This is a genomic window from Microcoleus sp. B3-D2 (assembly GCF_036705345.1).
Classification (GTDB): Bacteria; Cyanobacteriota; Cyanobacteriia; order Cyanobacteriales; family Microcoleaceae; genus Microcoleus.
Genome location: NZ_JAUBUG010000071.1, coordinates 1 through 20990, shown reverse-complemented (window position 1 = coordinate 20990; position 20990 = coordinate 1). Strand labels below are relative to the sequence as shown.

General features: G+C 48.4%; 21 protein-coding genes and 1 riboswitch. Of the genes, 14 read left to right on the top strand and 7 right to left on the bottom strand.

The genetic code is table 11. The features are described from left to right. Positions 1-14: 14 nt before the first annotated feature. The gene (gene gltB, locus QUB14_RS22790; protein ID WP_333219570.1) at positions 15-4601 is read right to left on the bottom strand and encodes a glutamate synthase large subunit; all 4587 of its coding nucleotides are present in this window, start codon (positions 4599-4601) and stop codon (positions 15-17) included. Positions 4602-4798: 197 nt separating this feature from the next. On the opposite strand from gltB, the gene QUB14_RS22785 reads away from it, so the two are divergent. The 7 genes from QUB14_RS22785 (at position 4799) to QUB14_RS22755 (ending at position 8068) form a co-directional block, all read left to right on the top strand. Further along, a complete protein-coding gene (locus QUB14_RS22785) occupies positions 4799-5017 on the top strand; it encodes a DUF433 domain-containing protein (protein ID WP_242716807.1) in 219 nt (72 codons plus the stop codon). A gap of 3 nt (positions 5018-5020) precedes the next feature. Beyond that, entirely contained in the window at positions 5021-5341 is a 321-nt protein-coding gene (locus tag QUB14_RS22780; RefSeq protein ID WP_333219567.1) for a DUF5615 family PIN-like protein, read from the top strand. Positions 5342-5359: 18 nt separating this feature from the next. Next, positions 5360-5689, top strand: coding sequence for a hypothetical protein (locus QUB14_RS22775; RefSeq protein WP_333219565.1), 330 nt, complete (start codon positions 5360-5362; stop codon positions 5687-5689). After that, positions 5690-6157, top strand: coding sequence for a Fic family protein (locus QUB14_RS22770; RefSeq protein ID WP_333219563.1), 468 nt, complete (start codon positions 5690-5692; stop codon positions 6155-6157). Between the two features lie 279 nt (positions 6158-6436). Beyond that, entirely contained in the window at positions 6437-6856 is a 420-nt protein-coding gene (locus QUB14_RS22765; RefSeq protein WP_333219561.1) for a cupin domain-containing protein, read from the top strand. Between the two features lie 146 nt (positions 6857-7002). Continuing rightward, positions 7003-7332, top strand: coding sequence for a HesB/IscA family protein (locus tag QUB14_RS22760; protein WP_006630924.1), 330 nt, complete (start codon positions 7003-7005; stop codon positions 7330-7332). 163 nt (positions 7333-7495) lie between these two features. Then, entirely contained in the window at positions 7496-8068 is a 573-nt protein-coding gene (locus QUB14_RS22755; RefSeq protein WP_333219597.1) for a Uma2 family endonuclease, read from the top strand. A 136-nt stretch (positions 8069-8204) separates the two neighbouring features. Here QUB14_RS22755 and QUB14_RS22750 read toward each other — a convergent pair whose 3' ends face one another. Continuing rightward, positions 8205-9191 carry a glycosyltransferase gene (locus QUB14_RS22750; RefSeq protein ID WP_333219559.1) on the bottom strand — a complete coding sequence of 329 codons (987 nt, stop codon included), beginning with the start codon at positions 9189-9191 and terminating at the stop codon, positions 8205-8207. Positions 9192-9263: 72 nt separating this feature from the next. Here QUB14_RS22750 and QUB14_RS22745 point away from each other — a divergent pair, with 72 nt between their 5' ends. Beyond that, on the top strand, positions 9264-9494 hold the full coding sequence (locus QUB14_RS22745) for a hypothetical protein (RefSeq protein ID WP_333219557.1): 231 nt from the start codon (positions 9264-9266) through the stop codon (positions 9492-9494). 23 nt (positions 9495-9517) lie between these two features. On the opposite strand, the gene QUB14_RS22740 is transcribed toward QUB14_RS22745, so the two are convergent. The 3 genes from QUB14_RS22740 to truB all read right to left on the bottom strand — a co-directional run bounded on the left by QUB14_RS22740 (position 9518) and on the right by truB (position 12270). After that, entirely contained in the window at positions 9518-10732 is a 1215-nt protein-coding gene (locus QUB14_RS22740) for a response regulator (protein WP_333219555.1), read from the bottom strand. Positions 10733-10948: 216 nt separating this feature from the next. Beyond that, a complete protein-coding gene (yidD, locus tag QUB14_RS22735; protein WP_190655801.1) occupies positions 10949-11179 on the bottom strand; it encodes a membrane protein insertion efficiency factor YidD in 231 nt (76 codons plus the stop codon). Positions 11180-11328: 149 nt separating this feature from the next. Next, positions 11329-12270: a tRNA pseudouridine(55) synthase TruB gene (gene truB, locus QUB14_RS22730; protein ID WP_333219553.1), complete on the bottom strand. Its 942-nt coding sequence runs from the start codon at positions 12268-12270 to the stop codon at positions 11329-11331. On the opposite strand from truB, the gene QUB14_RS22725 reads away from it, so the two are divergent. Continuing rightward, a complete protein-coding gene (locus QUB14_RS22725) occupies positions 12227-12382 on the top strand; it encodes a hypothetical protein (protein ID WP_333219604.1) in 156 nt (51 codons plus the stop codon). The genes truB and QUB14_RS22725 overlap by 44 nt on opposite strands. A 189-nt stretch (positions 12383-12571) precedes the next feature. Here QUB14_RS22725 and QUB14_RS22720 read toward each other — a convergent pair whose 3' ends face one another. Further along, positions 12572-13318, bottom strand: a complete 747-nt coding sequence (locus QUB14_RS22720; protein WP_333219551.1) for a calcium-binding protein — start codon at positions 13316-13318, stop codon at positions 12572-12574. Positions 13319-13358: 40 nt separating this feature from the next. Further along, positions 13359-15173 (bottom strand): allophanate hydrolase, encoded by a 1815-nt coding sequence (atzF, locus tag QUB14_RS22715; RefSeq protein WP_333219549.1) that lies wholly within the window; start codon positions 15171-15173, stop codon positions 13359-13361. Positions 15174-15784: 611 nt separating this feature from the next. Beyond that, positions 15785-15936, top strand: a riboswitch (guanidine-I (ykkC/yxkD leader). 144 nt (positions 15937-16080) lie between these two features. Between atzF and QUB14_RS22710 the strand changes: the two genes are divergently transcribed. The 5 genes from QUB14_RS22710 (at position 16081) to QUB14_RS22690 (ending at position 20782) form a co-directional block, all read left to right on the top strand. Then, positions 16081-17148 carry an ABC transporter substrate-binding protein gene (locus tag QUB14_RS22710; protein ID WP_333219547.1) on the top strand — a complete coding sequence of 356 codons (1068 nt, stop codon included), beginning with the start codon at positions 16081-16083 and terminating at the stop codon, positions 17146-17148. Between the two features lie 108 nt (positions 17149-17256). Continuing rightward, complete coding sequence (locus QUB14_RS22705; RefSeq protein WP_333219545.1) at positions 17257-18108, top strand: ABC transporter permease; 852 nt, start codon at positions 17257-17259, stop codon at positions 18106-18108. A gap of 156 nt (positions 18109-18264) precedes the next feature. After that, positions 18265-19041: an ABC transporter ATP-binding protein gene (locus QUB14_RS22700; RefSeq protein ID WP_333219543.1), complete on the top strand. Its 777-nt coding sequence runs from the start codon at positions 18265-18267 to the stop codon at positions 19039-19041. Positions 19042-19334: 293 nt separating this feature from the next. After that, positions 19335-20063 carry an urea amidolyase associated protein UAAP1 gene (locus QUB14_RS22695; protein ID WP_333219541.1) on the top strand — a complete coding sequence of 243 codons (729 nt, stop codon included), beginning with the start codon at positions 19335-19337 and terminating at the stop codon, positions 20061-20063. 77 nt (positions 20064-20140) lie between these two features. Further along, positions 20141-20782 carry an urea amidolyase associated protein UAAP2 gene (locus tag QUB14_RS22690; RefSeq protein WP_333219539.1) on the top strand — a complete coding sequence of 214 codons (642 nt, stop codon included), beginning with the start codon at positions 20141-20143 and terminating at the stop codon, positions 20780-20782. The last annotated feature ends 208 nt before the right edge of the window (positions 20783-20990 follow it).

The following is a 20990-nucleotide window of genomic DNA, read 5'->3' as shown; positions in this document are numbered from 1 at the left end:
CCTCATGCTAAACCCTAGCTGCCGCCAATCCGAGCGACATCGCGAGCGTTTTCTTCAAACGCAGCCGTCAGCGCATCATCACCGCTTAAACCCGATGCGATCGCCCTTTCAATAGCCTGCAACACCCGCTTATAATCCCTCGGCATCACCTTCACAAACACCGGCACCATCGAGTCCCACGCAGCCAGAACCTTCGATGCTTTCGCACTTCCAGTCAAATCAACGTGAGTCTGAAGCATTTGCCGCAAATCGCTAATTTCCTCAACATCCTCCAATTTTTCCAAATCCACCATCGACATATTGCAGCGAGTAGCAAAATCCCCCGCCTCATCCAAAATGTAAGCAACACCGCCACTCATACCCGCTGCAAAATTGCGCCCGGTTTCACCCAAAACTACAACTTTGCCACCAGTCATGTACTCGCAACCGTGATCGCCCACACCCTCAACTACTGCGTTAACGCCGGAGTTACGCACCCCAAAACGTTCGCCCGCCATCCCTCGGATGAAAACCTCGCCGGATGTCGCGCCGTAAAGCACTACGTTACCGACAATCACGTTTTCTTCCGCGACAAAGGTAGAAGCCTGCGACGGATACAAGATAATCTTGCCGCCGCTGAGCCCCTTGCCCAAATAGTCGTTAGCTTCGCCTTCGAGCTCCAGGGTGACACCCTTGGGCACGAATGCGCCAAAGCTTTGCCCAGCGCTGCCTTGGAAGTGCAGGTGCACCGTGTCATCCGGCAAACCTTCCCAGTGGCGTTTGGTGATTTCGTTGCCGAGAATTGTGCCGACAACGCGGTTGACATTGGTAATCGGCAGTTTGGCGTGTACTTTTTCGCCATTTTCGATCGCACCTTTGCACAAATCCAACAACACAGTCATATCCAGGGACTTTTCCAAACCGTGATCCTGCGCCATCTGGCAATAGCGCCCGACATCCGCCCCCACCTCGGGCTGATAAAGGATTTTCGAGAAATCCAAACCCTTAGCCTTCCAGTGTTCCACCGCTTGCTGAGGTTCCAAAACATCAGTCCGCCCCACCATTTCATTCAGCGTGCGGAAGCCCAACTGCGCCATAATTTCCCGGACTTCCTGCGCGACGAAGGTCATAAAGTTTACCGTGTGCTCGGGGTCGCCGGTAAAGTTTTTCCGCAGCAGCGGGTCTTGGGTCGCCACGCCCACCGGGCAAGTGTTCAGGTGACACACGCGCATCATAATGCAGCCCAATGTAACCAGCGGCGCGGTAGCAAAACCGAATTCCTCAGCACCAAGCAAGGCAGCAATTACTACATCGCGGCCGGTTTTCATTTGACCGTCAGTTTCCACGACAATCCGGCTGCGGAGATTGTTGAGTACCAAAGTTTGGTGAGTTTCAGCCAGTCCCAATTCCCAAGGTAATCCCGCGTGTTTGATCGAAGTTTGCGGCGAAGCGCCGGTACCGCCGTCGTAGCCGGAAATCAACACGACATCGGCGTGGGCTTTCGCAACACCGGCCGCGATCGTCCCGACTCCAACTTCCGACACGAGTTTCACGCTAATCCGCGCTTCCCGGTTGGAATTTTTCAAGTCGTGAATCAATTCGGCCAAATCTTCGATCGAATAAATGTCGTGGTGAGGAGGAGGCGAAATCAAACCCACACCCGGAGTCGAGTTCCGCACCTTCGCAATCCACGGGTATACTTTTTTACCGGGCAACTGTCCGCCTTCACCGGGTTTCGCGCCTTGCGCCATCTTGATTTGCAGTTCCCGCGCTTGGGAAAGGTACAAGCTGGTAACGCCGAAACGCCCGGAAGCAACTTGTTTGATCGCGCTGTTTTTCGAGTCGCCGCGATCGTTCGTCCAAGTGTAGCGATCGGGATCTTCGCCGCCTTCACCGGTGTTCGATTTGCCACCAATGCGGTTCATCGCCACAGCTAAAGATTCGTGGGCTTCTTTCGAAATCGAACCGTAACTCATCGCCCCAGTTTTAAAGCGTTTGAGAATAGACTCGATCGGCTCAACTTCCTCAATCGGTATCGATTCCCGCTGCTTGAATTGCAACAAACCGCGCAAGGTAAAATGCTGCTGGTTTTGTTCGTTTACCAGTCCAGAATACTGTTTGAAAAGCGTATAACTGCCCTCGCGCACCGACTTTTGCAGCGCGTGAATTGTTTGGGGACTAAACAAATGCGCCTCGCCTTCTTTCCGCCACTGATATTCGCCGCCGACATCGAGAGTATGTCCGCTGGATGGGCGATCGGGGAATGCGTGATTGTGGCGCAAAATTGCTTCTTGGGCGATGACTTCGAGGTCTACACCTTCAATCCGCGAGGCCGTCCAAGCAAAGTATTTATCGACTACGGATTTGTTTAAGCCGATCGCCTCAAAAATCTGCGCGCCGCGATAACTTTGAATTGTGGAAATCCCAATTTTCGATGCAACTTTCGTCACACCTTTAGTTGCGGCTTTGATGTAGTTTTTGCAAGCTGTTTTGTACTCGACATTTAGCAGCAATCCTTCGCGGATCGAATCGGCGATCGTCTCAAAGGCCAAATACGGATTAATCGCGCCGCAACCATATCCAATAAGTGTCGCAAAGTGATGCACTTCGCGCGGTTCGCCGGATTCGAGCACGAGTCCCGCCCGCGTGCGCGTACCTTTACGGATCAAGTGGTGGTGCAGGCCCGCAACTGCCAGCAGCGCCGGAATTGGGGCTTTGTCTGGACTAATACCCCGATCGCTCAAAATGATGATATTCACCCCGGAGGCGATCGCGCTGTCTGCTGCTGCAAAAACCTCTTCTAACGCCTGTTCTAGACCTTTCACGCCGCTTTTGGGGTCAAACAAAATCGGCACCGTGATGGACTTGAAATTGCCCTCATTTACGTGTTGGAGCTTAGCTAATTCTTCATTGCTGAGAATTGGCGTTTTCAGTTCAATTAAATGACAGCTTTCCGGTTCCGGTTTGAGCAAATTGCGTTCAGCGCCGATCGTAGTTTCGGCAGAAGTCACAATTTCTTCGCGGATAGAATCGATCGGCGGATTGGTAACTTGAGCAAACAACTGCTGGAAGTATTCGTAAAGCAGTTTTGGCCGGTTGGAAAGCACCGCCAGCGGCGTATCCGCACCCATCGCGCCGACAGCTTCCACGCCATCTTTTGCCATCGGTGCTAACAGCAACCGCAGTTCTTCAAAGGTGTAGCCAAAGGCCATTTGCCGCTGCAATAATGTTTCGGGATGAGATTCTGCTACTGCCGGCGCATCTTTGAGTTTGGCAATTTCAACCATGTGCTGGTCGATCCACTGGCGGTACGGGTGTTCTGTGGCGATTTTGGTTTTAATTTCCTCGTCAGAGACGATGCGGCCTTCCTCGGTATTTACCAGGAACATCCGCCCCGGTTGCAAGCGACCTTTTGATACAATTCGTTCTGGGGCGATCGGCAAAACTCCGGCTTCCGATGCCATAATTACCAAGTCGTCTTTGGTAACGCAGTAGCGGGAAGGGCGCAAACCGTTGCGATCGAGCACGGCCCCGATCGAAGTACCATCGGTAAATGCGATCGAAGCCGGGCCGTCCCAAGGTTCCATCAAGCAAGAATGGTATTCATAGAAAGCCTTTTTCTCGTCACTCATCGACTCGTGGGCTGTCCAAGGTTCCGGAATCATCATCATTACGGCGTGAGGCAAAGAACGCCCAGCCAAAGTCAGCAATTCCAAAGCATTGTCAAAAATCGTCGAGTCGCTGCCTTCGATATTGATTAAATTGGGGATTTTCTTTAAGTCATCGCCGAATAGTTCCGACTCGAACAGCGATTGCCGCGCGTGCATCCAGTTAATGTTGCCGCGCATCGTGTTAATTTCGCCGTTGTGGGCGATGTAGCGGTAAGGGTGCGATCGTTCCCAACTCGGAAAAGTATTCGTGCTGAAGCGCGAGTGAACCAGGGCTAGAGCGCTTTCCATGTCGGGGTCATGCAAATCGGGATAGTAATCGCCGACTTGCACCGGCATTAACATACCCTTGTAGACGATCGTCCGGCAGGAGAGTGTGGAATTATACCAGTATGGGTCTGTGTTAGTCCTGCGGATGGCGTTGTGAGCACGCTTGCGGATGACGTACAGTTTCCGCTCGAAAGCCGCCTCGTCAATACCTGCGGCGCGCCGGAGGAACACTTGCTGCATGAAGGGTTCGCTAGATTTGGCGGTGTCGCCGAGGGACGAGTTGTTCGTGGGCACATCGCGCCAGCCCAGCATTTCCTGGCCTTCTTCTGCCGCGATTTCCTCAAAAATGCGTTTGCCGTTTTCGCGTTCAGTTTGATTTGGCGACGAGTAAATCGCGCCAACGCCGTACTCGCCGGCTTCAGGAAGTTCGATGTTTAGGGCCGCCGTTACTTTCTTGAGAAACTTGTGGGGTACCTGCATCAAAATCCCCGCCCCGTCTCCGGTGTTGGGTTCGCAGCCGCACGCGCCCCGGTGGTCGAGGTTCAAGAGGATTGTCAGTGCCTGCTCGACAATTTCGTGGGATTTGTTACCCTTCATGTGTACGATGAATCCGACTCCGCAAGCGTCGTGCTCGAACTGCGGATCGTACAGACCTTGCTTTTGTGGCAGTCCGTTGCTGTTCATTTTGATGCTCCTGTCAAAGTGGCGAAAAGATGTTGATCTAGAGTAGAGGATGGGATGCCGATCGCTCTAGTATCATGTATTATATGTGGATCTACTCAATTGGGTAGAGCTACCAAAAAATCCAAACTTATTCGATCCGAGTAAAAAAATAGTTAAAGCCGATAACTTAACTATGGAACCCGAAGATCTAAATATTTATGCTTGAACACTCTTCAATTATTAGCGTATCTCCTGAGATTATGGGGGGAACCCCAGTATTTGCTTGTACTAGGGTTCCGGTACAAACACTTCTGGACTATCTAAAAGCAGGAGAATCCATTGATGATTTTTTAGATGGATTTCCAACCGTAACTAAAGAGCAAGTTATCGCGTTGCTGGAACAGGTAGAAAAACAGCTCGTTGGCATGGTAGCATAACGCATGAAGCTTCTTTTGGATGAGTGTATAGATCGCAAATTTGCCAGAGAATTTGTTGACTATGAGATAAAAACAGTTCCACAAATGGGATGGGCAGGTGTAAAAAATGGTCAACTTCTTGCACTTGCAGAAGCAGAGTTTGATGTTTTCATCACCGTCGATCGCAACTTATCATTTCAACAAAATTTACCACAGTTTGATATTGCGGTAATTGTTCTACAAGCACCATCTAATCGCTTGGCTGATTTGAAGCCTTTAGCTTCAAAAGTTTTAGCGATTTTAGCAATGGCAACTACTGAACAAGTTACGATTGTCAGTGCATAGTTTTAATAAATACTCTCTATGCAGTTATTCCCAACTACTCAATCCCCGATCGCCAATCAACTCTATCATAACTTTATCGCACTGTTAGTCCGACTTTATCCTCAGCGTCTGGGTGACATTCTCCACCAGCATTTTGCTTTCTCATCAGCGGTGAATCTTTCTGAAAAATTGCAAAAAGTCGATCGACTCAAAGCGTGGTTAGATAGCTTTCGGCCGCTTTCTCCCACCCTGGTTGCAGAATTGAAAAAACTCTACGACGTTCGGTTCACTTATCACTCCAATGCGCTGGAGGGAAATACTTTGACACAGCGCGAAACCGAATTAGTTCTAAAATCGGCATCACTGTAGGTGGCAAAACGAAAGCGAGAACACCTAGAAGTCATCGCACATCGAGATGCGATCGAGTACATTGAAATGCTAACGCGATCGGACACTGCGATCGGTGAATGGGAAATTAAACAAATTGACAACTTAATTATAAGGGCGATCGCCCCGGAGGAAGCTGGACGCTATCGGCAGTTAGAGCTCAAAGCCGCCGGTACCGAATACCTCTATCCGCCTCATTATTTGCTTTTGGGTTTGATGCGGGAATTTATCCAATGGCTCAACAGTGATAAAATCAGATCGTTACATCCGCTAGAGTTGGCAGCCAAAGCACATCTTCGCTTTGTTTCGATTCATCCATTTCGGGATGGTAACGAACCCAACGGGCGGCTATTGATGAATCTGCTGCTGTTGCGGGTGGTATATCCCAGGGTCATTATCTCTAACCAGATGCTAGAAGTTTTGCAGCAGCAGTCTCAAGAGGTGGAGTAGGATTCACCTTTAATCAATATTCAATAACCAGCGCCCTTTCTATGAAGATTTGATGTAGATTGGGGCGATCGAGCGAATACCAGGTGACAACAGCTATGTTGGTTTTGCTATGGTTGTTAAGGCAAGTCGATCGGGCAAAGCAGACAAAAGTGCAAAAATCTACAGTCCCCTAAGCGGTTCCCGCAGGTGGGCTTCGGTTTTAACTATAGATTAGTTAATCTCAAAAAACAACGTCGTTTACCAAAGGATTCAGCAAGCAATCCTCAAGGAGTAAAAATCATGGTTCAGATTCAAGAAATTTCTCAAGTATCTACCCTGCACGCACCTGCAGCACCCAACGCAGTAGCCGCTACAGAATTGCGGCCTTGGGGCTCCTTTACGACTCTAGAAGAAGGGCCAGGATATAAAATTAAGCGGATCGAAGTTAAGTCAGGACACCGCCTCAGCCTGCAAATGCACCACCACCGCAGCGAACACTGGATTGTGGTTTCTGGTACTGCAAAAGTTACTTGTGGCGAAACTGAACAAGTTCTGTTTACAAATCAGTCTACCTACGTTCCTCAGTGCACTTCTCACCGCCTGGAAAATCCGGGAGTTATCCCCCTGGTTTTAATTGAGGTGCAGAATGGCGAATATCTCGGAGAAGATGATATTATCCGCTTTCAAGACGATTATGCTCGTAATGAAAAGGCTAAGTAACTCAAGTTGCTAAAAATATAGGGGTAAGGTGCGCGGCCTGGCGCACTTTACATTCTCCGGGTAAGGTACACGCCTAGGCACATTCTACATTTTCAAAACTCAACATTACTTCCCAATTACGAATTACCAATTACCAATTACTCATAATGATTCATCTGAGCAAAACAGCAGCAACAGAAGTAACGCGCCTCAAGTCGAAGCATCCGAACCCCAATGCTTTATTTCGTCTGGGCGTGGAATCGAGCGGCTGCTCCGGTTTGTCTTATACAATGGCATTTGACGATGCGCCAGCCCCAGAAGATGCTGTATGCGAGTCGGAGGGAATTGAAGTTGCGATCGACCCCCAGCACTTAAAATATCTCAATGAGCTCACCTTGGATTATTCAGAAGACTTGATGGGCGGAGGTTTCCGATTTCACAATCCCAATGCAGCCCAAAGCTGTAGCTGCGGCAACTCCTTTTCGGCTAAGGAATAACCAACCTGTAGGGTGCGTCAGTTGCAGATAATTCTTCAATTCTAAAATCTAAAATAGATTGACGCACCTGACAAAATAAGCAATAACCAATATGATTTAGAGTGCGTCAGTTGCAGATAATTATAAAATCTAAAATTTAAAATCTAAAATCTAAAATCGTATGATGACACTCAAAGACTTAGAAAAAGTCCAAAAAACCTTCAAAGAAGCCGGTCAAGACTACCAAGTTGAACTACAAAGCGGGAAGATTATCATTGTGGGCCCGTCAGATATTGTATCTAGTGAAATTGGCATTCGCTTGAGTGCGTTTCTCTTCGTTTGGGTGAATCCCCGCCGTTTGGGTAGAGTTTTTGACTCCGCAGGCGGCTTTATTTTACCTGATGCTAACCTTACAGCACCTGATGTTTCTTTTGTCCGAGCGGCACGTCTCAGGCAAAGTCCCCGTTATTTCGGAGAATTAGTCCCAGACTTGGTAGTAGAAATTAAATCACAGAGCGATCGCATTAAACCGCTAGAAAAAAAGATTCTAAATTTTCTAGAACTCGGAGCACAAGTTGGAATTTTGATTGACCCGGACGAAGAAACTGTTACAGTTTATCGTCAGGAATGTGAACCAATTGTGTTGGGAAATGAAGATATTTTGACAGTCGCCGAACTTTTCCCCGGTTGGGAATTGCCAATTTCTGAACTGTGGCCGCCAATTTTTACTGAAGCAGAAACTCAAACTGAAGGCTAATAAAGTTTATGCAGGTTTTACATAGCCAGAAATGCGAAAAGCCTCTCTTCTCTTCCTCTGTGTCCTCTGCGCTCTCTGCGGTTAAATAATTCCTATGCAACCGTAAACGATATGAGTGCAATGGAAAAGCTTTCAATCAAGCTGGCGTACCCAGAATCATCCACTGCATTAACTGCTGCCACTCAGGAGATTGAGCGAATAAATCTGCATCGAATTCATTTCCCGCATCCTGCGAAAACTCGGCGAAAGCTTCCGCCCAATTAATTACTGTTTCCACAGGCAAATAAGGCGTATAATTCCAAGAACGCTGCAAAAACTCTACCATCTCAACCGAATGACCGGTGCGGTACAAATACCAAGCAATCCAAACTAAGGTACTGTACTTGATTTGCTTTTCCAACAAACGTATTTTATCCGGCAACTCGGGGCGGGCAAAAAAATTGTCCATGACTGCGGCGAGGGATTTAGCCTGCGGTAAACCTTTGTACATGGCGCTTTGTTCGTGCTGGCGGTAGCAAACAGTTACTTTTTGCAACCACTCTGCTTCGCATCCCATTAAGGCTAAACGCAGCACTAAATCTGTATCTTCTGCCGGGGGAAATCGAGGATCAAATCCGCCGGCGCGCTCTAACCACTGACGGCGAAATACCATCGCGCTGGGTAATACGGGTTTCCAGCGCAGCCACATTTCTAAGTCTAATTTAGGGACATTTTGCCAGGGTTTGACATCTTTTAGGGGTTCGCCTATACTATTAACTAGACGCCAGCCGCTGTGGACTATTCCTAGATTTGGTCGCGCTGCAAATACAGCCATTTGTGGTGCTAATTTGTCGGGAAAAAAGTAGTCGTCAGCATCTAGAAAGGCGATGAATTCTCCTCGCGATAGCTCGATGCCGTGATTCCTGGCAATCGAAACTCCTTGATTCTGTTGGTAAATGTAGCGAATTCGCTCGCCATATTTCTCTAAAACTAACTTGGTATCGTCTCGGGAGCCGTCGTCTACGACAATAATTTCCCAGTTAGCATAGGTTTGGTCCAGAACGCTATCTACGGCTTGGCCGACGTAAGCAGCGCAGTTGTAAGCCGGAATTACTACGCTCACCTGCGGGGTGCGATCGCTCATAATTAATATCAAGTTTTATGGATTATACCATTTTAGATTTTAGATTTTAGATTTTAGATTAAAAAACTGGAAATGACTGATGAGCATCTGGCTTGGAACTTGCCTACAGTTGCATTCTTTTTGTCAACTGGTTGGAACTGGTATTATAATCAATACGCGCTGAGCTGGTTTACGGAAATCCGCGCTTTGAAATCAAGAAAAACCATGCAACCGCCCCTACAAGATTTATTGGTAAAATCCGGTTGCGTCTTTATTGTACAATACTTATCGGGTGACCCGGAGGCTCACGCACCCGATAAGTGAGGCTTTATGAGCATAATTTGCGTTCAAGAATTTGCCAAGGTAAGTTGTCGTGAATTCAGTAAATCTTGGGGGCGAATTGCTGAAGGGTAGGAATCGCCTTTTACCTTCAAATACTTGTCAACTATTTGCACAACCTGTTCGGGATTGGCTGGCTTGCTCAAAAAATCGGAAGCACCTGTCAATTTCGCTCGCGTGCGGTCAATTATACCGTCTTGACCGGTCAAAAACACGATCGGAGTTTCCCGAAAAGCAGGCGTCTTCCGCAAAAAATTGCACAAAGCAAAGCCACTTGTCTTCGGCATCACCACGTCCATAAAAATTAAAGCCGGCTTTTGTTTGGCGAGGATGCCGACTCCCTGCATGGGGTCTTGAATTTTTAGGACTCGATATCCCTCCGGCAATAAAATTTGTTCTAAAAATTCGCACACTGTCGGACTGTCATCGATACAGGCAATCAAAGGGCGACCCGGCCCAGCGATCGCCGCGGCAAGGCGCCACTGTTCTATAGGCGACGGCAAGTCTGGTACTGTTCGGAAATTTACTAAACCCTGCTTGATGTAATTAACTAAACCGCGAGTTGCCACTGTCACGCACTGCTTTTTCTTAAATGCAATATCCCAAAGAGTATTCTCGCCGTTGAATACGTTACCCAAAGCGATCAAAGAATTAGAACTAAATCGATTTTGCTGCAACTGGGCCGACGGTTTTAAAAGCGGTGCTTGTTCTGGATCTACCAACCACAAACCCATTCCTTTCCACTTCTGCCAAATTTCTTCTGTACAACACAGAACTTTCTCTACTTCTGTTAAAGACAGCAGCAAAGAAGAGGTAATTGTAGAAAAATATTTCTGGGACGGACGCCACTCCCGGCGCAAACCCGATTGACCGATCAGAGCAAATAACACTTCGGAAAGGCTGGTGTGGACGATCGCCCTAGCTTGTTCGAGACTCATTTCGCTGGCTGCTATCCCTCGCTGAAGCAGTTGATATTCCCACAGTTCTCCAGCATCGAGGTTTCTGAGATCCACTTGAAAGTTTCGACAGTGTTGCCCGATGGCTCTGTACCAGCGCCTCGATCTGTGCGCTCCTCCCGTGGCATACACCAAACTACCCTGAAAAAAGTAAAGTTGCCATTGTTGCTCCCCTTGCTCTAACAGCAGTTTCCCCGTTGCTTGTTTCTGGCTGAGTACAGCCAGAGTATGGGACAACATTTTGTATCCGATTGCGGTAGCAGACATATCAACTCGCATCCCCTGTACTCTGTTTGTACCATTATATAGCTGCTGAGTTTTGAAAGATAACAGTAATATTACTGAATTTAGGTTAAAAAACACCACTAATTGTGCGAATTTAACCGTCTTAGGGAGTGATTCCCCTCGGTAGTTTTAGCCATGAGGATGCAACGCCTATTTGCACTATTAACTAATAACTAAAATGCTGTTTGTGACTAATAACTAATTGCCCTCGCTATCTTTGGGAGGTACTGGATCGTAACCCCCTGGATGAAAAGGATGACAGCGCAAAATCCGCTTAACCGCCATCGAGCTGCCGCGGGCCGGCCCAAATCTTTCTATTGCTTCGATCGCGTATTGGGAACAAGTTGGCTGAAATCTACAGGCGTTAGGCAGGTAAGGAGAAATCCCCATTTTGTAGCCTCGGATTAATCCAATAAGCAATATTTTCACAATTTTTACCTCAGCGATTGATTAGATTAATAGCAAAATATCGTCCCGTACCGCTGTAAGCTAGGTGAATCTAGGGCATTCCCAGCGGTTAGATTTCCGCCAACTTTTCCAGTAGCAATTATACCTATTTTCATTTTTATTTTAGATAGCTACAGCACAATTTGAGGAGATAATATGGTACTTGTCTCTGAGTTCGCTACTTGACCGATACCTAAAAAATTACCGTCTCGATCGTAAACCTGCAACGGATAGGGAGATTGGGGTATTGGGTTGTGGGGGGGATTGTTGCTACTGTCATCCTCTCCCCCGATCGGCGTTTCGGGGATCGGGAGGCGCTGTCCTTGAAACCAGCGTTTGGTATATTCAGGGGAAAGGACGATCGCGCCTAAATGTCCCAAAACCGCCGATGGCAAAATCGGGCAGAATTTATTTTCCTGCAATTGCAGTTCCAATTGTTCAAAACTGAGACTTTCCTCGATCGAAAAACCGCTACTTTCGGTGCGAGTCAAACAAGCCAAAGTAGCGCCTGTATTCAACACCGCACCCAGATCCCGCGCGATCGCCCGAATGTAAGTACCAGCCCCGCAGGCGATCGACAAATCCAATTCAGGAAAATCCCCCGATCGCCAATCCAAGATTTCCAGCCGAAAAACCTCGACCTTCCTAGCAGCAACTTCCACAGTTTCGCCTTTTCTAGCTAACTCATAAAGGCGTTTTCCTCCCACCTGCACCGCACTAAAACTCGGCGGAAATTGCTCGATTTTTCCTAGGAATTTTGGCAGTGCAGCTTGCACTTTTTCCAAACTCAACTCCGGCACCGGTCGAGAATGGATAATTTCTCCTTCTAAATCGTCAGTAGCAGTAGTTAAGCCAAACCGAATCGTGCCTCGGTAAGCTTTATTGTGTTGGAGATATTGCAGCAGTCTGGTTGCTTTGCCCAGGGCGATCGGTAAAACGCCAGTCACAGCAGGATCGAGGGTTCCTCCGTGTCCGACTCGCTTGAGTTTCAATAGCCGGCGCACTCGCCCCACGCAGTCGTGAGATGTCATGCCCGCAGGTTTGTTGAGATTGAGAAAACCGTCAGTAGTCATTAGGAAGAAGGAAGAAGGAAGAGGGAAGAAGGAAGAAGGAAGAAGGAAGAAGGAAGAAGGAAGAAGGAAGAAGGAAGAAGGAAGAATGCAACGGGCAATTTATGTAATTTAACTGATAGAAGGAAGAAGGAAGAAGGAAGATGAAAAGTTTTGATCTTGCTTTTTTGCGGAGCGCGAAAGCTAACGTTACTCGCAGCGCGGCAGCGGTTTTGAGTTAAAAAGTTCAGCATTAAAAACTTAAAACTAAAAACTACCCGCAAGCGCAATTATCAATTCCCCATTCCCCATTCCCCATTACCCATTAAAGAATAAAGTCTGCCTGACTGATAGAAGTGCGGGCAACTCCGAATAAAGTAGCTAGAGTTTCCTTGGTGCTTGTAAGCTGAATAATTGTACTCGGCGAAGTTCCGGCCCCAGTGGAAATGGTGAGTTCGCCAAAGGTGAGGCCGGCAGTCAAGCGAATTTGATCGATACCATCTGTAAAGTCTGTAATCACATCACCATCTGCCAAACGCCCGATCGCAAAAGTATCGTTTCCGGCGCCGCCAGTTAAAGTATCTGCGCCGCGATCGCCCGATAAACAGTCATTGCCGATGCCACCAAACAGCGAGTCATCGCCGGCACCCCCAAAAAGCGTGTCATCGCCCGCGCCTCCCAACAAAGTATCGGTGTCTTGGTTGCCAAACAGCAAATCATTGCCATCGGCGCCCAGCATTGAGTCAGAACCTTTGCCACCGTAGAAAGTATCGTCGCCCACGCCGCCCAAAACGCTGTCGCGGCCGGCACCGCCGAACAGTATGTCATTGCCAACGTCGCCCAGCAGTGAGTCATCGCCGTCGCCGCCGTAGAGGCTATCGTCTGCGCCTAAGCCCAAAATGCTGTCAGGGCCACCCAAACCAAATATCAAGTTAGCGCCCGCAGTACCTCTGAGGGAGTCGGGGCCGCTAGTGCCGCGAGTGCCGCCAGGTGATCCTCCGGGACGGGTACCGTTGGCGGGGGTTGGGGTTGTGACTGGGGGAATTACCTGAACTGGCACTGCTGATGGCATGATTCTGAAGATGGGTAGAAATTTGCCATTCTAACTTAGCTTAAAAGCGGAAGTTATAAGCTCGCCAACCGCCGAGATGAGAAATATCGATCGCATCCGCCACAGCATAAGGTTCGCACAAAAAGCCCTGCACCGTGGAGCCGTCCTCCAACACCAGCGTACCAATTCCCAGCGGCGGGGGAATTTTAGCGACAAATCCGCCGAAAGCCGAGATCGACAACTCCCAAACTTCCACCTCGATCGCGCTACCGCCCTCTATCTGACGCACCAATCCCGGCTTGCCCAGAGCAGTACCCGTCAAAGCGTACAGCTTGTAAATCGGGCTGGTACGGCAGGCGCGAACCAAAATGCCTCCCCCCTCGATTAGTTGATAATTCAGCGGCTCACCGCTCAAATGAGCGCCAACCACGGCTATTTTGACTCGTGCTTCTGAGGAAGATTTGGCGGCGATGGCGGGTTCCGGGACGGTTGGCAGCGGCAGGCCGGTTGCGCCCAAAGTTCCCCCCAAGCTAGCGTGGAAAGCAGCTCCCAGGCTGCAGAGCGATAAATCGTGCCACGCAGGAGCCATCAGTGTCAATCCTGCGGGCAATCCGCTGCTTTGAAACCCGCTGGGAACTGCGATCGCGCACAAATCGAGCAAATTCGCAAAGTTCGTGTAGCGCCCGAGATTGGTGTTGAGCGCGATCGGCTCGGCTGCAACTTCTGCGACAGTATAAATCGTGCCTGTCGTGGGAACAGCCAAAACATCCATTGACTGCCACTGAATTTCTGCCTGCTGGCGGAGCTCGGCCAACCGGTACGACGCGCGGTAGGCAGAGACGGCATCGTAGCGTTTGCCGCCGCTGATAATTTCGTAGACGATCGGATCGATATCTTCTGGGTGCGCGTCGAGGAAATCGCCGATCGCGGCCAACCTTTCTGCTACCCAAGGCCCGCCGTAGAGCAGTTCGGCAGCATCCGCAAAGGGTTTGAAGTCAATAGGTGCGATCGTGCAGCCCAAAGATTGCAAGCGCGCGAGATCCTCCCGGTAGCGCTGTTCGGCTTCTGCATTCCCAAAAAATTCGAGTTCGCCGTCTCCGGGAACTCCCACCCGCAAGCGGGATAAATCCGGCAAAACTTTCGTTTCAGGGTGACGAGAAAACGCATCCTCAGCGTCAAAACCGCTGGCTACTTGCAGCACAGAGGCTGCATCCGCACAGGTGAGAGCGAACACAGAAACGCAATCGAGCGATCGCACCGCCGGCAGCAGGCCGCGAGTGCCGATCGAGCCGCAACTTGGCTTCAGCCCGACAATGTTGGTAAAAGCAGCGGGAACCCGCCCCGAGCCTGCGGTATCGGTACCCAGAGCAAAACTCACTAATCCGGCCGAGACTGCTGCGGCGGAACCGGAACTCGATCCGCCCGGGATGTAGCGCCGATCGAACGGATTGCGACAAACTCCATAAGGCGTGCGGGTTCCCACTAATCCTGTGGCAAACTGATCCATGTTTGTTTTGCCGATCGCGATCGCACCTGCCGCGCACAAACGCTCTACGACTGCGGACGATCGCGCTGGAGTGCGAGCAAACGGAGGACATCCCGCCGTAGTCGGAACGCCCGCCCAATCGAGATTATCTTTGATCGCAAAAGGTATTCCGTAGAGTGGCAATTGTTCCCGATCTAGGTTTTCCAAGGCTTTGGCGCGTTCGAGGGTTTCCGCCAGCGGTGCTAAATAAATCCATACCGCCGGATCTGCATAGCGTTCGATCCGATCGTACACGCTTGCGATTACATCTGCAGGTGCGATCGAGCCGATGCGGTAGCGATCGAGCAGCGAATGAATGTCGAGACTGTTGCTGTAGTTAAATTTTTCCATAATGCACCGTCAGTCGATTTTAGATTTTAGATTTTAGATTTTAGATTGAACAATTGAGTTTACAGGCTTTGCTGGGCGATCGTTATTACTCACGCCCAGAGTACCATTCTCAAGAACAGGCAAGATGCCTGTTCCACAAAGAGTTTATTTCTTTCTTCTTGTGGGGTGGGCATCCTGCCCGCCCATAAAAGGCTTATTGAGAATGGTGGAACATCTCAGTTATTAAAAATAGAAGGTTAGTTTACCGCATTGTCGATCGTACTTGCATCTAGTCTAGGGGTCGAAGTATTCCTCAATAAATATTCAACCCTGACCTTGCGGGTTTCGTCTTTGTGTGCAAGCAAACTTCGCGATTTCCCATCGCCCCGTCTCATCGCCCGGTTTAATCTTCCAAAAATTTTAATTTTACAAATTCCAGAAAAACTGTTTTTTGTAACATCTTACACATTTTCGTATCAAGTTTGCTGTTACCGTTTGAAACGTAGCAATCTAGTAAGATTGCAAACTACAGTATGCTTACCTTTCAAAAAGCTAAGTGCATTGCTGTTACTGACAGTCTTGAATAACTCCTTGGGTTGCAAACAGGACTTATACAGACAAAAAACGAAAAAATTAACCGCTTCTAGGGTTCCGATTTGAATTAGTTTCTAAGTCAGCTTAGAAAGTTCAAGTGCTGGTCCGAGAGAAGCAGACTGGTTCTCCCAAGATTTTAATTTTAGGGAAACACTAGCCAGTTACACGGCGGGATAAAAGCCCGGGAGAAACGCGATCGGTCATCAAGACTCGGTTCGTTAGCTCTCGGGCTTTATCCTTGTATATCAAGGGGGTTTGCGGGAGCGAAGGAAGCCAAAGAAGGTGCAAAAGCTCGATCGACATATTCACCTCTAACCAGCAACCAGAATCTGCTATGAATATCCGATATTGCTCCCCCAAAATAACGCGATCGCCCTTATCCTACTGCGCCATATTTTTCATCACCGTGTTTTTTGCTGTTGGCTGCGTCAACCCCGCAATTTATATCAAAACCACGACAGAAAGCGAAGCAGCTTCTTCAGTAAGTGCTGATGCAGTTAGCCTCGGATTCAGCGCGTGGCCCGGCTGGTTTCCTTGGCAAATTGCCAAAGAACAAAAAATATTTGAAGCCAACAATGTTGCTGTAGACTTAAAATGGTTTGACGGCTACTTAGAATCCATCAGCACCCTCACAGCAGGGCAGATAAATGCTAACAGCCAAACCCTCGGCGATACCGTAAACTCTATATCGGGCGGCGCCGACCAAGTAATTGTTTTAGTCAACGACAACTCGACTGGAAATGACAAAGTAATTGTCGCCGAAGGCATCAATTCCGTTGCGGATTTGAAAGGCAAAAAAGTTGCAGCAGAGGAAGGTACAGTCGATCACTTTCTGTTATTGTTAGGGCTGAGAAAAGCAGGTTTATCAGTGCGGGACATTCAATTTGTACCGCTGGAAACCGGCAAAGCTGCGGCGGCTTTCGTCGGAGGGCAAGTCGATGCGGTGGCAGTATTTGCGCCGTTTACCACCCAGGCATTAAAACGCTCGAACAGCAAGGAACTGTTTAGTTCCAAAGATTTTCCGGGGGCGATTTCCGACCATTTGGTATTCACCCGAAAGTTTATCGGCGAACACCCCGATAGAGTGCAAGCCCTGGTCAATTCATGGTTTGCAACATTGGAATACATGAAATCAAATCAAGACAAATCTTACCAAATTCTAGCCAACCGCGCCGGAGTTAGCGTCGAGGAATACAAAGAATATGAAAACGGCACTAAGATATTCACGATTGAGGAAAACTTGAAAGCCTTTCAACCGGGAAATGACATGACATCATTGCCGTTTGCGGCGACCGAAATGACAAAATTTCTCGTAGATGTAAATTTAGCAAAAACCCAACCCGATATCAGCAAATTATTTGACGATCGTTTTATAAAAGCTTATTCGGAAGGTAAAAGCTAGAAGGCAGAATTTACGATTTTGCAGACACAATAAACTTTCAACAAAATTATTTTAATAAATACCAAAAAGCTACTCAAATTACTCGCTCAACTTTTCTGCAATTAAATCATGCCACCAAATCCCGATCGCCGATCGATCCAATCCCACCTCAAGCAAAAAAACCTAAATCCCACCGTTTTCTGGCGGATTGCGGAAGAGATACCACAACCCCTCAATATTGGGTTAACGGTAACATCGATCGCACTGCCGGTGCTGCTGTGGTGGCTAGTAACAACATTCGCCAACGTAGACCCCAAATTTTTGCCTTCCCCCGGCAAAGTTTTAGAGGCATTTGGTCGGCTGTGGAACACTCGCGAACTTTTGAAAGACACAGTAGCGAGTTTGTGGCGGGTGGGAGTGGGCTTTCTGTTCGCCTTGGTTTTTTCCATACCAATTGGCGTGCTGATGGGCAGTTTTCCCAGTATTCGCGCCTTGCTGGAACCCATGTTCGGCTTGATGCGATATATGCCCGCACCAGCGTTCATTCCCCTCCTAATTCTCTACTTGGGAATCGGCGAAGAACCCAAAATAATGCTGATATTTATCGGCGTCTTTTTCTTCAATTCGCTGATGGTGATGGATACAGTCAAGTTTGTTCCCAAAGACTTGATCGAATCTACTTATATGTTGGGCGGCAATCGCTGGGAAATCCTAACTCAAGTTATTTTTCCCCACGTTTTGCCGGGAATTCTTGATGCTAGCCGCATCAACCTAGCTGCGGCTTGGCAATTGGTAATCGTCTCGGAATTGATTGCCGCCACCGAAGGCTTAGGTCGCCGGATCAGCGTCGCAGGTCGATTTCTCCGAACCGATGAAATTTTTGTGGGGCTGATTGTCATAGGGGCGATCGGACTGACTTTTGACTTGCTTTTTCAATATCTGCTGCGGGTTTCTTGTAAATGGTCAAGTCAGAAACAGTAAGCAGATGTTGAAGGAAGAAGGAAGAAGGAAGAAGGAAGAAGGCAGTGGTGTCAAATAAAATTGAAACCCATGCTAGATATCGTTATTCGTCCTAAAATTTACAGATTTTGGGAATGAAAAAATCAAATTTTTACTTACATTACAGAGGATTTACTCATGTTTCTGCAAATCAACAATCTGCACAAAAACTTTGAAACGAAAAACGGTAAATTAGTTGTCCTCAAGGACATCAATATGAGCATCAAGCAAGGCGAATTTATCTGCGCGGTAGGCGCATCCGGTTCGGGCAAATCTACTCTGTTGAGGCAGATTGCGGGATTGGACAAGCCGACAACAGGGGAAGTGAAAATTGACGGCAAGGAAGTTGTTGCGCCTGGGCCGGATCGAGGTATGGTATTTCAGCATTACACTCTTTATCCTTGGATGAACGTGCAGGAAAATGCCGAGTTTGGCCTCAAACTTCAAGGCGTGTCCAAGAAAAAGCGGCGCGAACAAGCGAGCTATTATTTGAGTGTGGTAGGATTGACGCAGTTTGCTTCGTCGCTGCCGAAGGAATTGTCGGGCGGGATGAAACAGCGGGTGGCGATCGCCCGCGCCCTCGCTTCTGAACCTAAAGTGTTATTAATGGATGAACCTTTCGGCGCCTTGGATATCCACACTAAAGAATCGATGCACGAATTCATGCTGGATTTGTGGCGTCGCACTGAGATTACAATCTTTATGATTACCCACGATGTCGAAGAAGCGGTGTTTCTTTCCAATCGGATTTATGCTTTGGGCGCTCGTCCCGGTACAGTGAGAAAGGAAATGTCGATTAATTTGCCCGATCGCACTCCCAGCATTAAACGCCACGCCAAATTCCACGATTACCGCGACGAACTCATGGATTTGATGCGGAAACACGGACAGGAAGCAGTTGCAATGGCTGCTTAAATAGAAATAGGTTGGTAGTTGCACTTTTTGCACCCGCGCCAAGAATGCAACTGCAAACCTAAGTAAGTGGAAACTTAACATCTTGCACCATTGTCAATTACCTATTTAGGAACGGGCAAGATGCCCGTTCCACAAGAAAATTGAGTTTTGTGGAACGGGCATCTTGCCCGTTCTTGAGAATGGTGCAAGATATCAGTGGAGATAAACATTACATTCGGAGAGGGCGGGTGTGGTCGCTACAAAATACTATTGTTTTGTTGCGCTGACCTACCCAAATACATCAAGAGGAACGTATGGTGCAACTATCGATCGACACAAACTCACAAATTGATTCTGACCTCGTATTAATGCAAGAAACCGTACCGGGCGGCGCGTACTGGTCGGGGGTCATCAAGCGGGGAAACACCCTGCGAATCACCGATTTAGAAGGCTCTCGCGGCGTTTCCATGCTGTGCTACAACGCCGACAATGCGATCGAACGTTTCAACGCAGCAGACACCGCCAAAATTCAATTCAACGCCTTTCTCAAAGAAGGCATGGTGATCTACACAGACATGGGGCGCATCCTATTTTCTATCACCCAAGACACCTCCGGCTGTCACGATTTGCTAGGAGGATGCAGCAACGCCATTAGCAATGCCAAAAAATACGGCGAAGGAGACTGGAAAAACTCCCGCGACAACTTCCTCAAAGCCCTAACTCGGTGGGGATTGGGCAAAAAAGATATTATGCCCAACCTCAACTTATTTACTCGCATTGCCGTCAAACCAGACGGCACGATGGAGTTTCGGGAAGGCTGCGAAAAACCGGGGAGTTTTATCGATTTGCGAGCCGAAATGAACGTATTGACAATTATCTCTAACTGCCCCCACATCCTGCATCCGGGTTCAATTTACGATCCAAAACCAATCCAAATTCAGATTGTGAAATCCCCCGCCCCCGCACCCGACGACTTGTGCCGCACCGCCAACCCGGAAGCCGTGCGCGGCTTCACCAACACCGATGCTTTGTTCGTGCAATAGACTCGATTCCAGCACTCAATATTGTCCGCACCAATCGGCGGTAAAAAATTCTGCAATTCCATCACAAAAAGTGAACCATGACTGCAACCACCCAACAAATCCTCGATCCAAAAACTGCAATTTATAACGAAGTCTTACCCGCCCGACATCCCTGGTCTCGCGTCATCAAAAAAGGACAGATTCTTCGTATTGTAGATTTAGGCGGAAATCAAGCAGTAGATTTTTTAGTTTACAATGCCGATGACCCTTCCGAACGCTACAGCGCCCCCGATACGATCGTCAATCAAGGCAACATCTTTGTCACTACAAACAGCCAACTCATTTCCAACGAAGGGCGAGCCATTATGACCATAATTGCTGACTCCTGCGGGCGGCACGATACCTCCGGTGGCGCGTGTAGCTGCGAAAGCAATTCGGTGCGGTTTGGGCTAGATAAAAAATACCAGCACGCCTGTGTTGAAAATTTCCTCGCCGCAATTCTTCCCTACGGTTTGGGCAAGCGAGATTTAGTCAGCAATATCAACTTCTTTATGAATGTTCCGGTTAGCGAAGATGGCACCCTTGAAATTGTTGACGGCATCTCCGATCCGGGAAGTACAGTTGACTTGCGAGCAGAAATGAACGCGCTGGTTGCTATTTCTAACTGCCCGCAAATGAACAATCCTTGCAATGCTTACAATCCTACGCCGATTCAGTTGATTATTTGGGATGCGGTGTAAAGTAGGGTGGACACTGCCTCCGCAATTTTTTTAGGGGCGGTATCTCGTGAATTGGTGTCAACAAAGACGTTAAACGTACTACGGATCTGCTGTCTGACGATTAGGGTTCGATCCCCCCTAGCCCCCCTTAATAAGCTATGCCTTACTCACATCTTTCTTAACAAAATCAGGCTTGACATCTGGGGGGGAATGGGTGGAAACTAATTTC

Bases quoted from the DNA above. Each gene is read 5' to 3' on its own strand.
- gltB (WP_333219570.1), bottom strand. From the start codon at position 4,601: ATGAACAGCAACGGACTGCCACAAAAGCAAGGTCTGTACGATCCGCAG.
- QUB14_RS22785 (WP_242716807.1), top strand. From the start codon at position 4,799: ATGCTTGAACACTCTTCAATTATTAGCGTATCTCCTGAGATTATGGGG.
- QUB14_RS22780 (WP_333219567.1), top strand. From the start codon at position 5,021: ATGAAGCTTCTTTTGGATGAGTGTATAGATCGCAAATTTGCCAGAGAA.
- QUB14_RS22775 (WP_333219565.1), top strand. From the start codon at position 5,360: ATGCAGTTATTCCCAACTACTCAATCCCCGATCGCCAATCAACTCTAT.
- QUB14_RS22765 (WP_333219561.1), top strand. From the start codon at position 6,437: ATGGTTCAGATTCAAGAAATTTCTCAAGTATCTACCCTGCACGCACCT.
- QUB14_RS22760 (WP_006630924.1), top strand. From the start codon at position 7,003: ATGATTCATCTGAGCAAAACAGCAGCAACAGAAGTAACGCGCCTCAAG.
- QUB14_RS22755 (WP_333219597.1), top strand. From the start codon at position 7,496: ATGACACTCAAAGACTTAGAAAAAGTCCAAAAAACCTTCAAAGAAGCC.
- QUB14_RS22750 (WP_333219559.1), bottom strand. From the start codon at position 9,191: ATGAGCGATCGCACCCCGCAGGTGAGCGTAGTAATTCCGGCTTACAAC.
- QUB14_RS22745 (WP_333219557.1), top strand. From the start codon at position 9,264: ATGACTGATGAGCATCTGGCTTGGAACTTGCCTACAGTTGCATTCTTT.
- QUB14_RS22740 (WP_333219555.1), bottom strand. From the start codon at position 10,732: ATGTCTGCTACCGCAATCGGATACAAAATGTTGTCCCATACTCTGGCT.
- QUB14_RS22725 (WP_333219604.1), top strand. From the start codon at position 12,227: ATGCCCGCAGGTTTGTTGAGATTGAGAAAACCGTCAGTAGTCATTAGG.
- truB (WP_333219553.1), bottom strand. From the start codon at position 12,270: ATGACTACTGACGGTTTTCTCAATCTCAACAAACCTGCGGGCATGACA.
- QUB14_RS22720 (WP_333219551.1), bottom strand. From the start codon at position 13,318: ATGCCATCAGCAGTGCCAGTTCAGGTAATTCCCCCAGTCACAACCCCA.
- atzF (WP_333219549.1), bottom strand. From the start codon at position 15,173: ATGGAAAAATTTAACTACAGCAACAGTCTCGACATTCATTCGCTGCTC.
- QUB14_RS22710 (WP_333219547.1), top strand. From the start codon at position 16,081: ATGAATATCCGATATTGCTCCCCCAAAATAACGCGATCGCCCTTATCC.
- QUB14_RS22705 (WP_333219545.1), top strand. From the start codon at position 17,257: ATGCCACCAAATCCCGATCGCCGATCGATCCAATCCCACCTCAAGCAA.
- QUB14_RS22700 (WP_333219543.1), top strand. From the start codon at position 18,265: ATGTTTCTGCAAATCAACAATCTGCACAAAAACTTTGAAACGAAAAAC.
- QUB14_RS22695 (WP_333219541.1), top strand. From the start codon at position 19,335: ATGGTGCAACTATCGATCGACACAAACTCACAAATTGATTCTGACCTC.
- QUB14_RS22690 (WP_333219539.1), top strand. From the start codon at position 20,141: ATGACTGCAACCACCCAACAAATCCTCGATCCAAAAACTGCAATTTAT.